The organism is Microbacterium sp., from assembly GCF_047605725.1.
In the GTDB taxonomy this organism is placed as follows: Bacteria; Actinomycetota; Actinomycetes; order Actinomycetales; family Microbacteriaceae; genus Microbacterium.
On record NZ_JASGFE010000001.1, the window covers coordinates 59457 to 75761 of the forward strand.

General features: G+C 71.6%; 12 protein-coding genes. 10 read left to right on the plus strand and 2 right to left on the minus strand.

The window, feature by feature from the left end; translation table 11 throughout:
- Positions 1–84 precede the first annotated feature (84 nt).
- The 5 genes from hrpA (at position 85) to QM641_RS00310 (ending at position 8697) form a co-directional block, all read left to right on the plus strand.
- Positions 85–4017 carry an ATP-dependent RNA helicase HrpA gene (gene hrpA / locus QM641_RS00290; RefSeq protein WP_415112268.1) on the plus strand — a complete coding sequence of 1311 codons (3933 nt, stop codon included), beginning with the start codon at positions 85–87 and terminating at the stop codon, positions 4015–4017.
- Between the two features lie 157 nt (positions 4018–4174).
- The gene (locus QM641_RS00295) at positions 4175–5116 is read left to right on the plus strand and encodes a quinone oxidoreductase family protein (RefSeq protein WP_415112270.1); all 942 of its coding nucleotides are present in this window, start codon (positions 4175–4177) and stop codon (positions 5114–5116) included.
- Positions 5117–5380: 264 nt separating this feature from the next.
- Positions 5381–6262, plus strand: coding sequence for an NYN domain-containing protein (locus QM641_RS00300; protein ID WP_415112272.1), 882 nt, complete (start codon positions 5381–5383; stop codon positions 6260–6262).
- 21 nt (positions 6263–6283) lie between these two features.
- Positions 6284–7582, plus strand: coding sequence for a DUF4921 family protein (locus tag QM641_RS00305; protein ID WP_415112274.1), 1299 nt, complete (start codon positions 6284–6286; stop codon positions 7580–7582).
- Positions 7579–8697, plus strand: a complete 1119-nt coding sequence (locus QM641_RS00310; protein ID WP_415112276.1) for a class I SAM-dependent methyltransferase — start codon at positions 7579–7581, stop codon at positions 8695–8697. The genes QM641_RS00305 and QM641_RS00310 overlap by 4 nt, the downstream gene beginning before the upstream one ends.
- A gap of 541 nt (positions 8698–9238) precedes the next feature.
- Here the strand turns inward: QM641_RS00310 and QM641_RS00315 are convergent.
- On the minus strand, positions 9239–9874 hold the full coding sequence (locus QM641_RS00315; protein WP_415112278.1) for a hypothetical protein: 636 nt from the start codon (positions 9872–9874) through the stop codon (positions 9239–9241).
- Positions 9875–10139: 265 nt separating this feature from the next.
- On the opposite strand from QM641_RS00315, the gene QM641_RS00320 reads away from it, so the two are divergent.
- The 5 genes from QM641_RS00320 to QM641_RS00340 are packed head-to-tail and all read left to right on the plus strand — an operon-like array spanning position 10140 to position 15770.
- The gene (locus QM641_RS00320) at positions 10140–11213 is read left to right on the plus strand and encodes an ABC transporter substrate-binding protein (RefSeq protein ID WP_415112280.1); all 1074 of its coding nucleotides are present in this window, start codon (positions 10140–10142) and stop codon (positions 11211–11213) included.
- A 59-nt stretch (positions 11214–11272) separates the two neighbouring features.
- Positions 11273–12985: an ABC transporter permease gene (locus QM641_RS00325; RefSeq protein ID WP_415112282.1), complete on the plus strand. Its 1713-nt coding sequence runs from the start codon at positions 11273–11275 to the stop codon at positions 12983–12985.
- Positions 12982–14121 carry an ABC transporter ATP-binding protein gene (locus QM641_RS00330; protein WP_415112284.1) on the plus strand — a complete coding sequence of 380 codons (1140 nt, stop codon included), beginning with the start codon at positions 12982–12984 and terminating at the stop codon, positions 14119–14121. The genes QM641_RS00325 and QM641_RS00330 overlap by 4 nt, the downstream gene beginning before the upstream one ends.
- Positions 14121–14732 carry a 2'-5' RNA ligase family protein gene (locus tag QM641_RS00335; protein ID WP_415112286.1) on the plus strand — a complete coding sequence of 204 codons (612 nt, stop codon included), beginning with the start codon at positions 14121–14123 and terminating at the stop codon, positions 14730–14732. Before QM641_RS00330 ends, QM641_RS00335 begins: the two co-directional genes overlap by 1 nt.
- A gap of 33 nt (positions 14733–14765) precedes the next feature.
- Positions 14766–15770 (plus strand): LacI family DNA-binding transcriptional regulator, encoded by a 1005-nt coding sequence (locus QM641_RS00340; protein WP_415112287.1) that lies wholly within the window; start codon positions 14766–14768, stop codon positions 15768–15770.
- 39 nt (positions 15771–15809) lie between these two features.
- On the opposite strand, the gene QM641_RS00345 is transcribed toward QM641_RS00340, so the two are convergent.
- Positions 15810–16229 (minus strand): MarR family winged helix-turn-helix transcriptional regulator, encoded by a 420-nt coding sequence (locus QM641_RS00345; protein WP_415112289.1) that lies wholly within the window; start codon positions 16227–16229, stop codon positions 15810–15812.
- Positions 16230–16305 lie beyond the last annotated feature (76 nt).

Genomic DNA, 16305 nt, shown 5'->3' on the forward strand with positions numbered 1-16305 from the left:
CGCGCCGCGCGACCACACGGGCCAGCGAACGAGCATCGCTGCGCGCCGACACCGACGAGCGCGGGCGGCCTACGATGAAGGGCTATGCCCGAGCCCGCGATCTCGTATCCGCCGGAGCTGCCAGTCAGCGCCGCGCGCGACGAGATCGCCCGCGCGATCGAGAGCCACCAGGTCGTCATCGTCGCCGGCGCCACCGGGTCGGGAAAGACCACGCAGCTGCCGAAGATCTGCCTCGAGCTCGGCCGCACGAGCATCGCCCACACGCAGCCGCGCCGCATCGCCGCGCGCACGATCGCCGAGCGCATCGCCGAAGAGCTGCAGGTGCCCCTCGGCACGACGGTCGGCTACAAGGTGCGTTTCACCGACAGGGTCTCCGCCGACACGCGCGTGGCGCTGCTGACCGACGGCATCCTCCTGAACGAGATCCACCGCGACCGGCTGCTGAGCCGCTACGACACGATCATCGTCGACGAGGCGCACGAGCGCTCGCTCAACGTCGACTTCCTGATCGGGTACCTCAGGCGCATCCTCCCTCGGCGCCCCGACCTGAAGGTGATCGTCACGAGCGCCACGATCGACCCGGAGAGCTTCGCCGCGCACTTCGCGGATGCCGCGGGCGACCCGGCACCGATCATCGAGGTGTCCGGCCGCACGTATCCCGTCGAGATCCGCTACCGCGACCCCGCGGAGGACGATGTCGACGCCATCGTCGCGGCCCTCCGTGAGCTCGACCGCGAGCCCGACGGCGACGTGCTCGTGTTCCTCCCCGGCGAGGCCGAGATCCGCGACGCGATGGATGCCGTTCGCGGAATGTATGCGGATCACCCTCGCCCGACGGAGGTTCTGCCCCTGTTCGGCCGGCTGTCCGCCGCCGAGCAGCATCGCGTGTTCGAGCGGTCGCAGGTCGCCGGCGTCCGGCGCCGTGTCATCCTCGCCACGAACGTCGCGGAGACGAGCCTGACGGTCCCCGGCATCCGATACGTCGTCGACACCGGCACCGCGCGCATCTCCCGCTACAGCGCGCGGTCGAAGGTGCAACGGCTCCCGATCGAGGCCGTGTCGCAGGCATCCGCGCAGCAGCGCTCCGGTCGCGCCGGCCGCACCTCGCCGGGCATCGCGATCCGCCTGTACGTCGAGGAGGACTTCGACAAGCGCCCCGAGTTCACCGAACCCGAGATCCTGCGCACGAGCCTCGCGAGCGTCATCCTGCAGATGCTCGCGCTCGGCTTCGGCGACATCTCGGCGTTCCCGTTCCTCACCCCACCCGACTCGCGCGGCGTGAAAGCCGCACTGGACCTGCTCACCGAGCTCCGGGCGATCACGCGTCAGGGCGCCGAGCCGAAGCTCACGAAGATCGGCCGCGAGCTCGCGCGCCTGCCCATCGACCCGCGCTTCGCGCGCATGCTCCTCGAGGCACGCAAGCTCGGGGTCACGCGCGACGTGCTCGCGATCGTCGCGGGGCTCTCGATCCAGGACGTCCGCGAGCGCCCCGAGGAGCGCCGCGACGAGGCCGATCGCCTCCACGCGCGGTTCACCGATCCGACCAGCGACTTCCTCACGCTTCTGAACCTGTGGTCCTACCTGCACGAGCAGCAGGGCCGACTCGGCTCCAGCGCCTTCCGGCGCCTCTGCCGCGCCGAGCATCTCAACTATGTACGCGTGCGGGAATGGTTCGACGTGCATCGGCAGCTGCGCGCACTCCTGCGCGACGGCGGCGCGGCACCCGGCGCCCCGGGCGCTGCAGATCCGGCGGCCGTGCACCGCGCGATCCTGTCCGGGCTGCTGTCACATCTCGGCATCCTCGACACCCGCTCGCTCGCGAAGGGCGACAAGGGCCGCAGGCCGCTGCCGCAGTATCGCGGCGCGCGCGGCGCGACGTTCTCGATCTTCCCCGGCTCGGGCCTGCGCAAAGCCTCGCCCGACGCGGTCATGGCCGCCGAGCTGGTCGAGACCTCCCGCCTGTTCGCGCGCACGGTCGCGGCGATCGACCCCGCGTGGGCCGAGGAGCTCGCCGGCGATCTCGCACACCGCACCGTGAGCGATCCGCACTGGTCGAAGGATGCCGGAGCCGCCGTCGCCGCCGAGAAGATCACCCTGTTCGGGGTGGAGATCATCCCGCGCCGCCGCATCCAGCTCGCGCGCATCGACCGCGACCTCGCACGCGAGCTGTTCGTGCGGCACGCACTCGTCGACGGCGAGTGGAACAGCCAGCACCTCGACAAGCGCCTCACGGCATTCGAGCGCCGCAACCACGCGTTGCGCCGCCGGCTGGAGCGCCTGGAGGAGCGCGAGCGCCGCCGCGACATCCTCGTCGGCGATGAGGCGGTGTTCCGCTTCTACGACGCCCGGGTGCCGCGCGACGCGTTCGACGTGCGCTCCTTCGAGATGTGGTGGCGGGATGCCTCGACCCGCACCCCGCGCCTCCTCGACCTCACCGAGGGCGACCTCGTCGACGACGCCGCGCGCGCCGACGAGCGCGACTTCCCGACCCGCTGGCGGCAGGGCGACCAGGTGCTCACGCTCGCCTACCGCTTCGAGCCCGGGGCCCCCGACGACGGCGTGAACGTCGTGGTACCGCTGGCGCTCCTGGCCCAGCTGAGCCCGGACGGCTTCGACTGGCAGGTGCCGGGGCTGCGCGCCGAGCTCGTGACGGCGCTGCTTCGTGCGCTCCCGAAGGCGATCCGCCGCAACGTCGTGCCCGCCGCGGACTGGGCGGCGCGCTTCGGCGAGCAGCTCGACGGCGCCGGTCCCGAGTCGCACGACGGCCGTCCGGGCCGCACGCTGACCGAGGCCCTCGCCGCCCTCGTGCAGCGCGTGGCGAACCAGCCGGTGCGCGCGGGCGACTTCGACCTCGACCGGTTGCCCGCGCACCTGACTGCGTCGTTCCGCGTCGTCGACGAGCGCGGGCGCGTCGTCGGCTCCGGCCGCTCGCTCGAAGACCTGCAGACCCGGCTCGCCGGGCGGGCTCGGGATGCCGTGTCCCGCTCCCTCGCGCGCACCGGTTCCCGGTCGCCCGTCGAGCGCAGCGAGTCGGGACGCCCACCCGGCACAGACGTCTCGGCTCGGCCCTCCGGGCCGCGCTCCCCGACCGAGAGCCCCGCCGGCCCGCGCCCGATGCCCGGCGAGCACGGGGCACCGGCATCCCGCTTCGCCGAGCAATCGGGGCTCATCGACTGGACGTTCGGTGCGCTCCCCTCCCTCATCGACACGCCGGTGGCCGGCGGCGTGGTGCGCGGCTATCCGGCACTCGTCGACGAGGGCACGAGCGTGGCTCTGCGGATCGAGGCGACGCCGGAACAGGCCGCGCGGCTCACGCACGCCGGCATCCGCCGGCTCGTGCTGCTGGCCGTTCCCTCACCGACCGCGTACGTGCTCGACCACCTGACCGCGGCGGAGAAGCTCGCCCTGGCCGCCTCGCCCTACCCGTCGGCGCGGGCGCTCGTCGAAGACGCCCGCGTCGCGGTCGCCGACGCCGTCATCGCGCGGACCGACCCCGCCGTCCGCACGCGGGAACGGTTCGAGGTCGTGCGCGACGCGTTCTCGGCCGCCGTGATGGACGAGCTGTTCGCTGCGGTGTCCCTCTGCGCGCGCATCCTGACGCTCCAGCGCGAGGTCGATCGAGCCGTCAGGGAGCAGAACTCCCTGACCCTGCTGGGCGCGCTCGGCGACGTCAAGGCCCAGCTCGCGGGCCTCGTCCACCGCGGCTTCGTCGCGCAGACCGGCGTCGCTCGGCTCGCCCACCTCCCCCGCTACCTGCAGGCCGCGCGGGATCGCGTGCGCGGCCTCGCCGACCAGCCCGGGCGCGATCGCCAGCGCATGACCGAATTCGAGCGCGCTGCCGCACTCTACGCCGAGGCCGGCGGCACGATCCCGGTCGCCCCCGATGCGGGACGAGCCCTCGTCCACGCCCGCTGGCTGCTGGAGGAGTACCGCGTGAGCCTGTTCGCCCAGAACCTCGGCACGGCCGAGCCGGTCTCGCTGCAGCGCATCGCGAAGGCCCTGTCCGGCGCCCGCTGAGCGCCGACCCCGGCGTCCCCCTCCCTTGTTCACTTGTCCTGGATGTACGCGAAACGGCGCTCCGGGCGTACACCTGGGGCAACCGAACGGGTGGGGGGAGAGAGGCGCCCGGCACCGCGCCTCGGGCCACCACCTGTCCCGCGTACAGTGGGGAGGCATGGCAACCGCGATCACCTACTCCGCGTTCGGCGACCCCGAGGTCCTGACCCTCACCGAGATCGAGCCGCCCGTTCCGGGCACCGGAGAGGTCGCCGTGCGCGTGGAGGCGGCGGGCGTCAATCCGCTGGACGCGAAGCTTCGCTCCGGGCGGCGCCCGTCCGGGCCGATCACTGCGCCGCGGCGCGTCGGCGGCGACGGCGCCGGGGTCGTGACGGCTGTCGGCGACCAGGTCGAGGGCTACCGTCCGGGCAACGAGGTCGTCGTGTTCGGCGCCGCCGGCGTCTACGCGAGCGACCTCGTGGTCACTCCCGCGCAGCTGACCCCGAGGCCCCCGCGGGTGAGCGCCGCAGTGGGGGCTGCCCTCGGCATCCCGTTCGGCACCGCGTATCAGACACTGCGCTCGCTCGGCGTGCGCGCCGGCGACACGCTCCTCGTCCACGGCGGGTCGGGGGCCGTCGGGCAGGCGGTCATCCAGTTCGCCGTGCTGTGGGGCGCGACCGCGATCGCGACCACGAGCGATCGCCGCGCCGGCCGGGTCCGCGCCCTCGGCGCGATCCCTGTGGCCTACGGTGAGGGGCTCGCCTCGCGGGTGCGTGCCGCCGCACCGCGGGGCGTGACCGCGGCGATCGACATCGCCGGCACTGACGAGGCGCTGGCGGCGTCCCTCGAGCTCGTCGCCGACCGCGACCGCATCGCGACGCTCGTGCGCGGAGCCGACGCCGCGGGCCTCGGCATCCGCGCCTTCATGGGCGGCAGCCCCCGCCCGCTCAGCGCGCTGGAGCGCGCGTGGCGTGCCGAGGCGATGCCGGTGGCCGTCGCGCTCGTCGCCGCGGGGGCATTCTCGGTCGAGCTCGGCACGCAGCTGCCGCTTGCCGAGGCTGCCGAGGCGCACCGGCTCCTTGAGGCCGGCGCCGACGGCAAGATCGTCCTGATCCCCTGACCTCGCGGCCCGATCCGGGCGAGGCTCCACCGGAATGCTGCCCGGAGCAAGGCTGGACGACCGATTCCAGCCGCACGGATCGGCTCAGCATGGATCCATGCCTTCGTCCGGGCGCCATTCCGCGTCAGAGCACGGCGGCTAGGCTCTCAGCATGACCGGACTGCCCTGCGGAACCCTCGACATCGGCACCAGCGTGGAGGCGCGCACGGGCACGCTCGACGAGATCCGCAGCCGGATCGGCCTGAACCACCCCGAGGAGGCGTGATGCCCGAGACGGCCGGGGCCCGCGTGGCGGTCTACTTCGACTTCGACAACATCGTGCTGAGCTGGTACGACCGCATCCACGGACGCGGCTCCCTGGGCCGCGACCGCGCTCGCATCGCGGCATCGGCCGGCGATCCGGAGGTGACGGCACGCCTGGCCGCCGCGACCGTCGACGTCGCGGCGATCGTCGAGTACGCGGCATCGTTCGGCACGCTCGTCCTGACCCGCGCCTACGCCGACTGGTCCGCGCCCATCAACGCCGAGTACCGCTCGCAGCTGGTCGCACGCGCGGTCGATCTGGTGCAGCTGTTCCCCACCGCCGCCTACGCCAAGAACGGCGCCGACATCCGGCTCGCGGTGGATGCCGTCGAGGACATGTTCCGCCTTCCCGACCTTACCCACGTCGTGATCGTCGCGGGCGACAGCGACTACGTGCCGCTGGCTCAGCGCTGCAAGCGGCTCGGCCGGTACGTCGTGGGCGTGGGCGTGGCCGGATCCACCGCGAAGGCGCTCGCGGCGGCCTGCGACCGCTTCGACTCCTACGAGTCGCTCCCCGGCGTCACGAGACCCGAGGCCAGCGACGGCAAGGTCGCGGCATCCGGTCGCGGACGGTCCCGCAAGCCGGCGGCGACCCCGCCCGCCGACCCCGCCGAGGCACTGCTGGAGCGCGCGCTGCGCCTGGAGCGCGAGCGCACCGACGACGAGTGGGCCGTCGCATCGGCCCTGAAGGACCTGATCAAGCGCATGGACCCGTCCTTCAGCGAGAAGGAGCTCGGACACGCCTCGTTCACCGATTTCGTGAAGGCCCATCCGGCCGTCGTCGAACTGCGCGAAGAGGGGACGATCAGGTACGTGAGGCTCAACCCGGCACGCACGCCCTGAACCGCTCGCTAGGCTGAGGGGGTGCGGGTGAAGGCGCAGCCGATGATCGTCCGCCTGCCGGACGGGACCGTCAAGCAGGTGGGCCCGCTCACCGGCACCCGCGTGTGGACGGTGCCCGGGCGCGCCGGGCGCGCATTGCCGAGCCTGCCGCGCGAGCCGCGCACGCTGGAGCCGGGCGAGGCGTCACGCCTGTGCGCGTTCTGCAGCGACCGCTACCTGGAGACCACGCCGGAGAAGGTCCGCCTCGTCGGCCCCGCGTTCGAGGCGGTCCATCACGTGCCGGCCTCGGAGCTGTTCGACACGCCGGCGGAGTTCCGCCGCTTCGGCAACCTGTTCGAGATCGTGTCGGCCGAGTACTGGCGCGAGAACCACGGCTTCCGTCAGCCGCGTGCGGTCATCGAGTGGGCGCAGCAGTACCTCGCCGACCCGGTGGGCCACGAGCAGTTGCAGCGGCTCGCCGAGATCCGCGCCCGAGCGACCGGCGTCGTCCCCTCGCTCGAAGAGGCCGCCCTCGACCTCCTCGGCGGATCGCACGACGTGGTCGTCGCTCGCCGGCACGTGCTCGACGGCGCCCGCACCGACGACCAGCTCGCCGCCTCGGGCACCCTGAGCCCCGACGAGCACGGCGCCTACTTCGCGTTCACCGTGGACTCGCTCGCCGCGATCCAGGCCGCCCAGCCCGCGGCGACATACGTCTCCGTGTTCCAGAACTGGCTGGCGCCGGCCGGCGCCTCCTTCGAGCACCTGCACAAGCAGCTCGTGGCCGTCGACGAGGCCGGTCCCCAGGTCGACCGCGAGCTGCGCATGCTCGCAAGCGACCGGAACCTCTACCAGCTCGCGATCGCCGACCTCGCTGTGGCCGAGCGCCTCGTCGTGGCCGCCGTCGACGGCGCCGTCGCCGTCGCCGGCGTGGGGCACCGCTACCCTGCCTTCGAGGTGTACTCCACCTCGGGCGCGAACCTTCCGCAGGAGCATTCGGATGCCGGCATCCGCGCCGTCTCCGACCTCGTGCACGCCCTCCACGCCGCGACCGGAGCGCACGTGCCGACCAACGAGGAGTGGCACTACCGACCCCCGGGCGCACCCTGGCCGATGCCGTGGCGGGTCGTGCTGAAGTGGCGCGTCTCGACCCCGGCGGGCTTCGAGGGCGGCACGAAGATCTTCGTCAACACGATCGATCCGTGGGAGCTGCGCCGCCGCGCCGTGGTGGCGCTCCAGCACCTGCGCGACGACGGACTCGTCGCGGCGGGCATCCGCATCGGCGACGAGTGCACCGCCGACGACACGCGCCTGCACTACGCCGACCCGGGCGAGGCGTGAGCTTCGCCTTCGACGCGCTCCGGCGTGCGCCCGACCTCGAGGGGCCGGGGCTGGTGGCGGCCGATGCCGCCGACCGGCTGCTGCTGGACGAGTCGGCCGCCACGCGCCGCGATCTCCCGCCCGGCGCCCTCGTGGTCATCGGCGACACGCACGGCGCGCTCACGCTCGCCTCAGCGCATGCCGGTGCAGACGCGATCCGCGTGCACCAGGACGCCCTGACCGGCGAGCGCGCGCTCGCGGCCAACGCCGCGCGCCTGGGGTTCTCGGGACGCTTCGAGAGCCTATCGGCGGCGGGCCCGTTGGTGCGCGATGCGCGGGTCGTGCTGCTGCGGCTCCCCCGCTCGCTCGATGCGCTCCGCGACCTCGCCGGGCTCATCGCCGCGCACGCCGCACCGGAGGTCGTCGTGTTCGCCGGCGGCCGCCTCAAGCACATGACGCCGGCCATGAACGCGGTGCTCGGCGAGTTCTTCGGGCGGCTCGACGTCACCCGCGCCCGCCAGAAGTCCCGCGTGCTCGTCGCCCGCGATCCGCACGACGGCCGCGATCCGGCGCCCGCGCAGGCCTGCCACGACGGCATCGTCGTGTGCGCCTACGGCGGCGCGTTCGCCGGCGCGCGCATCGACGGCGGCACGCGGCTGCTCCTGTCGAGCCTTCCCGCGACGCTTCCCGGCGGCACGCGCGACGATCCGTTCATCGACCTCGCGTGCGGCACGGGGGTCGTCGCGGCGACGCTGGCCCTGCGGCATCCGCTCGCCCACGTCTACGCGTCGGACCAGTCCGCCGTCGCGGTGGTCTCGGCACGGGCGACAGTCTCCGCCAACGGCGTCGCCGCGCGCGTGGAGGTCGTCCGCGACGACGCGCTGGCGCGACGGGCGGAGGCCACCGCCTCCTTCGTCGCGCTCAACCCGCCGTTCCACAGCGGCGCCGCGGTCACCGACCGCATCGCGCCGCACCTGTTCGCCGACTCCGCCCGGGTGCTGCGGCCCGGCGGCGAGCTGTGGTGCGTGTGGAACTCTCCGCTGCGCTATCGGCCCGCGCTGGAGCGCGTCGTCGGTTCGACCCGCCAGGTCGCGCGCGACGCCCGATTCACCGTGACCGTGTCGACCCGCCGCTGACCTCGCTGCGGTGACTCGCGCGTCCCGCTTACAGGGCCGATCGCGCCGAACCGTGCTCTCCGGGTCAGATCGGCGCAGTTCACCCTGTAAGCGGGACAGAAATCCGCCATGCCCCCGGCCCGCACCCCTAGCTCCACCCCCCGATCCGCCTCCCGATGCGCCCCGGTTCCGCCGCGCACCGCTCCGCCCCGTGCCACCGACACAATCCCCCTCCCCCACCGAGTCACTGCTCTCCCCGGGTGACGTCCCGCCGAGTCACTGCTCTTCCGTCGAGTCACTGCCCTGGAGAACAGTGACTCGGCAGGAAGACAGTGACTCGACAGGAGCGACACGGTGCGAGGGGCGAGGAGCCGAGGCGCGAGGGGCGCGGAGCGGCACGACCCGAGGGCGCAAGGGGCGATGGCGCGAGGGGCGCGAGGGGCGCGAGGGGCGCGAGGGGCGCGAGGGCGCGAGGGCGCGAGGAGCCACGGCGCGAGGCGCACCGCGCGACGGCGCGAGGCGCACGGCGCGAGGGCGCGAGGGCCGAAGAGCGCGTGGTGCGTCAGGCCGCCGGCACCGAGGCGGGGTCGAACCGGAACAGGGTCGCCAGATCGACGCCGTGCACCACACCGCCCGAGTAGTAGGCGATCGCCCAGTCGTCGATGAACGAACCGTCGGCGAAGCGGCACGCGGTCACCGCCGTGTCGGCACTGCCGCCGACGGGTGTGAGGGTCAGCTCCACGCCCTCGAGATTGACGCACAGCATCGCCGCGGGGTTCTCGCCGCCCCCACCGGGAAGAGGCTTCTTGGCCAGGTAGGCGTAGGCGGCCATCGTCGGCGCCTCGGCGTAGAGCGTCGTGAGATCGACGTCGAGCTGCGTCATCGCGTCGCCCGTGCCCTGCTGGAACCGGCACGCCGGAACCGGGTCGGAGACGGCGGTCCAGTCGCCTGGGACGGCATCGCTCGAGGACGGGGTGATCTCGACGACCGTGCCCCCGTGCTCGGTACAGTACTGGGCGGCGGCCGACGCTTCTACGGTCGGTCCCGGAGTGGGCGTGGAGGTCGGAGTGGGTGTCGGCGTCGGCGTGACCGTCGGTGTCGGTGTGGCCGTCGGCGTGGAGGCGGGCTCGGGCACGCAGCCGACCAGCGATGCCGCGACGACGAAGGCCGCAGCACCGGCGGCGAGACGTGTGCGCATGTCTGCACCCTAGTGCGGGATGCGCCCGCTGTGCGGAGGATTCGGGCGGTGTCGCGATTCGAGGAGCCGGGATCAACCGCATGCATCGGGACCCCTTGACCCGATCGGACTATGGATACGCATCCACTTCGACGTCGCAGACCGAGAGACGCCCAATGCAGGCTTGATCCCAATGTTCTCTTGACATAGGGCAGTCCAGTGAGACATTCTTTGCGAGTGGGAGCGTATCCACAGCGTTCCCGAACCCACTACGGAAGGCTCAACGATGCGCTCACGCACCACCACCGCCCTGCTCGCCTTCGGCGCGCTCGCCCTGACCGCAGGGACCCTGACCGCGTGCTCGGCTCCCGAAGGCGCCGCAGACGCGACGACCTCCGCAGCCCCCGAGGCCAGCGGCTCCCTGAACGTCGCCTGCTCCCAGCAGGAGGACTTCTGCCAGGCCATCACGGCTGCATTCCAGGCCGAGACCGGCATCGAGACGACCTACGTGCGTCTCGGCTCGGGCGAGGTCCTCGCCCGGCTGGAGACGAACCCCGGCGAGTTCGACGTCTGGTCGGGCGGCCAGGCGGAGAACCACCTGATCGCGGATGACCGCGGCTTCGTCGAGTCCTACATCTCCCCCGAGGCGAGCTCGCTTCCCGAGCAGTACAACGACCCGACCGGCGTCTGGTCGGGCTTCTACACCGACTCGGTCGCCTTCTGCTCGAACAAGGCGGAGTTGGAGAAGAAGGGCCTCAAGGCTCCGACCTCCTGGCAGGATCTCCTCGACCCGGCGCTCGCCGGCAGCGTCGCCATGCCGCACCCCGCGACCGCCGGCGTCGGCTACATGGCGATCTTCACGGTGGCGACGCTCGAAGGCGGCGACCAGGCGAAGGCGATCGACTATTTCGCCAAGCTCAACTCGAACGTCATGCAGTACTCCAAGTCGGCGGCCACCGGCACCGAGCAGGCCGGACGCGGTGAGGTCGCCGTCGCCATCGCCCTCGACTCCGACTGCGAGAAGGCGATCCAGGCCGGCTACCCCGACCTCGTCACCTCCTACCCGGAGGAGGGCACCGGCTACGAGGTCGGCGCCGTGTCGATCCTCAAGGATCCCGCCAACCTCGCCAACGCCAAGCTGTTCATGGACTGGGTGCTCACGGCCAAGGCTCAGGACCTCTACGCGGACATCCCCTCCTTCGCCGCGCCGACCAACCCCGACGCCGAGGTCGGCCCGAACGTGCCCCCGCAGGACGAGGTGAAGCAGGTCGACTGGGACATCCGTCTGGCTGCCGACAGCCGTGACGCCTTCATTCAGGCGTTCGAGTCGCAGATCGCCTCGGCGAACGACGCTCAGTAGCCGACCCGTGGGCCGGGGACGCCCTCGTCCCCGGCCCACGATCCGAAGAGGAGACACCGATGTCACTCACCACCAGAATCCCGGTCGCATCAGGCCGACGCCGCACGGAGCAGCGCAAGGATCCCGCCGTATGGCTCGTCCTCGGCATCGTGCTGCTCGCGCTCGTCGTCGTTCTCGGCATCCCGGTCGCCAAGCTCGTCGGCGCAGCGTTCTCCGACGACGGACTGGGCGCGATCATCCACACGTTCACCACGAACGCGGTTCCGCTGCGCAACACGGTGCTGCTCGGCCTGCTCGTCGGGATCGTCGGCACGCTCGTCGGCTTCGTCTGCGCGTACGCGCAGGTGTTCCTGAACTTCCGCGGCAAGCGTGCGCTGCACTGGCTCACCCTGCTGCCCACGATCTCGCCGCCCTTCGCCGCGGCGACCGCGATCATCAGCCTGTTCGGCCGACGCGGCATCGTCTCGTACCAGCTGTTCGGCCTGGAGTTCGACATCTACGGCCTGCCCGGACTCGTCATCGTCATCTCGATGACCTTCGCCCCGGTCGCCTACATGAACATCAAGGGCATGTTCGAGAACCTCGACCCGTCGCTGTTCGAGGCGGCCTCGACACTCGGCGCGACGCAGCTGCGCACGCTGCTCACCGTGACGATCCCCATGGTCGTCCCCGCCCTGCTCGCCTCGTTCCTCGTGCTCTTCGTCGAAGGCATCGCCGACCTCGCGAACCCCCTGGTCCTCGGCGGGGATTTCCGTGTGCTGGCGAGCCAGATCTACTTCGCGGTGGCGGGCAGCGGCGACATCGCGAGCGCCGCCGGCATCGCGCTCGTGCTGCTCCTGCCGGCTCTGACGGTGTTCGCGATCCAGAAGTACTGGGCCGGCAAGAAGTCGGTGATCACGGTCACCGGCAAGCCGACCGGAGCCCTCAAGCCGGTGACGTCGAAGAGCATCGTCATCCCCATCGGCATCCTCACCGGCGGTTGGGCCCTGCTGATCGTGCTCGTGTACGTGACGATCGTCGTCGGCGGGTTCGTCAACATCCTGGGCGTCAACAACACCTTCACGCTGTCGCACTACGAGTTCGTCCAGCGACTGGGATCCAGCGCCATGGTGACGACCCTCACCATGACGCTCATCGCCGCGCCGGTGGCGGCACTGCTCGCACTCGCGATCGCCTGGCTCGTCGTCCGGCACCTCCCCCGGTCGGGCAAACTGCTCGACTTCATCGGGATGCTGGGGGCTGCGATCCCCGGCACCGTACTCGGTCTCGGCTTCGCGCTGGCCTACTCCAGCCCGACCTGGTTCCTCGGCGTGCAGATCCTCCCGATCCTCGCCGGCGGGCTCGCCGTCGGCGGCGGAGCGATCGCGATCGTCCTCGTCTACGTGACCCGCGGCATCCCGACCGGCCAGCAGGCGTCGATCGCGGCACTCCGGCAGATCAACCCGCAGGTGGAGGAGGCGGCGACCTCGCTGGGCGCGGGCGCGCTGACCACCTTCAGGAAGATCACCATCCCACTGGTCAGCTCGGCGGTGATCACCGCGGTCACCTACGCGATCACGAAGTCGATGACCACCATCACCGCGATCATCTTCATCACCACGCCGCAGACCAAGGTGATGACCTCGCAGATCCTCGACGAGGTCGACGCGGGGCGATTCGGCAACGCCTTCGCCTACTGCACGATCCTCATCCTCATGGTGCTCGCCATCCTCGGCGTCGCCTCCCTGCTCCTACAGCAACTGAACCGCTCGAAGAGGACGGCCAACAAATGACCACGTCAACCATCTCCCCGCGACCCGTCACGGCGACCACGGCCGGATCCGTCCGACTCGTCGACGTCTCCAAGGCGTACAACGCGAAGCACTCCGATCAGAAGGCCGTCGACACGATCAATCTCGACATCGAGGCCGGCACCTTCGTCACCCTCCTGGGACCCTCCGGCTGCGGCAAGACCACGACGCTGCGCATGATCGCGGGCTTCGAGCATCCGACCGAGGGCGACATCCTGCTCGACGACGCCAGCGTGCTGGGCGTCACGCCCGACAAGCGACCGATGTCGATGGTGTTCCAGTCCTATGCGCTGTTCCCGCACCTGACGGTCCGCGACAACGTCGCCTTCGGACTGAAGCTCAAGAAGCTCGACCGCCAGGTGCGCCAGCAGAAGGTGGCCGACGGCCTGCGCATGATGGGCATCGAACAGTACGCCGATCGATACCCGCACCAGCTCTCCGGAGGTCAGCAGCAGCGTGTGGCGCTGGCTCGCGCGCTGGTCATGGAGCCGAAGATCGTGCTGTTCGACGAGCCGCTCTCCAATCTCGACGCGCGCCTGCGCGTGCGCATGCGCGACGAGATCCGCGCCCTGCAGCAGCGGCTCGGGCTGACGGCGATCTTCGTCACGCACGACCAGTCGGAGGCGCTCACGATGTCGGACGTCATCGTGGTGATGAGCGCCGGGCGCATCGAGCAGGTGGGTTCGCCGACGGAGATCTACCGGCATCCCGCCAATCGGTTCGTCGCGGCATTCCTGGGCACGAGCAACTTCGTCGACGGCACCGTCTCGGCGATCCTCGGGGGCGAGGGCGCCTATCCGCTCTACCGGGTCCACACCGACCTCGGCACCTTCGACGTGCCGGGCACGCCGGGGCTCACCGCGGGCTCCGCCGCGTCGCTGGTCATCCGTGCCGAGAACCTCCACGTGACCGCGCCCGGCGACGAGGCGATCTCGGCGACGGTGCGTTCCGTGGCCTTCGACGGCGGCGTGGTCAACTACGTCGTCGGCAGCCAGGTAGGCGAGCTTCAAGGCCAAGCGCCGGGTGCGGCACCGCTGTACCCCCGCGGGACTCAGGTCGCGCTCACGATCGAGCCCGGCTCGCTGTGGGTGATCCCGCGGACCGAGGACGTGCATTGATGCGGAGGTTCTTCGACCGGGACGACACGAAGTGGCGAAGACTCGATGGTGCGCTCCACTTCTACGTCTGTCCGCCACCGGGCGATGCCCTCTTCGCCGCGTACGAGGCGGCGGCACGGTCGCTCGAGCCGATCGAAGAGCTGGCCGTGCAGCCCGCCGAGTACCTCCACATGACGATGCAGCGGCTCGACGCCTACCCCGACGAGATCGGCGGGGATGCCTGGGCCACCGCCCTCGGCAGGATCGGCGAATCCGTGGCCGCGCTCGAGCCGTTCGATGTGGAGTTCGAGGCGCCGAGGGCGAACACGCACGCGGTGGAGGCCGTCGGCGCCCCGAGCGCATCGTGGGCGGCCCTGCTCGACGGGCTGCGCAGGGCGTTCCTGAGCGCGGGACTCGGGGACGTGCTGATGGCGCCGCCCTACGGCCCGCACTACACGGTCGCCTACTGCCTCGACGACACCGCGGCCGAGCCGGTGAGCCGGGCGCTGCAGCGAGCCGCCCGGCGAAGCTCCATGCGCGTCGATAGAGTGTCGCTCGTGGCCGTCGACCAGCGGCCGGAGCAGGGGATCTTCACGTTCGACACGCTCCGGGAGTGGACGCTCGACGGCTGACGGCGTCGGCATGGGTTGGGTGGAGACTCGAAGATGGAACGCAGGCGGCGGGTCAGCATCCTCGATGTCGCCCGCGAGGCGGGTGTCGCACAGAGCACGGCGAGCCGTGCGCTGGCCGACGCCCCCCGCGTGAGCCCCGCTGCACGCAGAAGCGTCAAGGCGGCGGCGGAGAAGCTCGGGTACGTGCCCGATCTGCGCGCCGGCGGTCTGGCGAGCTCCCGGACGACGACCATCGGCCTGCTCATCCGCGGTGCCGGGCGGGCCTTCTACGGCGAGCTGGCCGCACAGGTGCAGTTGGAGACCGACAAGCGCGACATCGACCTGCTCATCGTCGGCGCCGGCGACGACGAGCGGCGACAGACCGCCGCGGTGCGCAATCTGCTGGGCCACGGTGTGGGTGGGATCCTCGTGGCATCCGGCCGCACGTCCGCGGCCACCGCGGAGTTCGCGGCATCCTTCGTCCCGACGGTGACCATCGCCCTCGGTCTCGTGCGTCCAGGGTTCGACGCCGTCAACATCGATCCGGCCAGCGAGGCCGACCTCGCCGACCGCGTGGTCAAAGCGGGTCACACTCGCGTCGCGGTGACCGCATCGCGGAATCGGCTGGCGCACACGCTGCACGCCAGGACCTCCAGCTTCCTGACCCAGCTCATCATGGCCGATGTCAAGACGACCATCATCGCCAGCCGCGCCCAGGAGGGGCGCGAGCTGAGGGAAGGGCTCCGTGCGGCCCTGGACGACGGTGTCACCGCCTTCATGGCGGGCGACGATGCCACCGCCCTCCGCATCCTCGAGTACCTCGCCGAGTGGGGAGTCCGGTGTCCGGACGACGTGAGCGTCACCGGATTCGACGGCGTCGGCCCGTATCGCAGCTCGCTGCTCGGTCTGACCACGGTCGCGCAACCCGTGGCCCAGCTCGCCGAACGCGCCATCGAGCTGATCCAGGACAGACTGCGCAACGACGCGACCGATTCGGTGGACATCCGCATTCCGGGGCACTTCGTCCGCGGCCGAACGCTCGGCGCTGCGCCGGCGTAGCGTCGCGGCACTCGGAGGCGATCCGCGCGGTGTCGCGCTTCAGGTGGCCGTGCGGAGCATCGCGGCGGGGCTGGCTGCCAGCACCGCCGCGAGTTCGGGGGCCTCATCGGCCAGCCGCGCATCGAGCTCGGCGAGCCGTGCGTGCGCCGTGGCGAGCACCTCCGCGCCGCGCGCGGTGACGCGAAGATCGGATGCCGTGCCGGCATGGCGCGTGGCGTCCTCCACAAGACCGTCGTCGACGAGCGCACGGACGGCGGTGTGCGCGGACTGCACCGTGATGCTCGAGCGGCGCGCCAGCTCGGAGAACGAGATGCCGGGGGTGGCGTCGATGTGGCCGAGCAGGCCGTACTTGCGGGTCGAGATGCCCAGGCCCCGCAGCTTCTCGGCGAGCCGGCCCTCCCAGATCGCCGAGACGGTCAGCAGACCGATCACGGGACTGAGCGGCGGCCGTTCGGGCATGACGCTCATCGTAGCCACTCGGTCACCGGCGCCGTCCGCGAGGCACGGACGGCGCCGGAGGACTCGAGTCGGTACA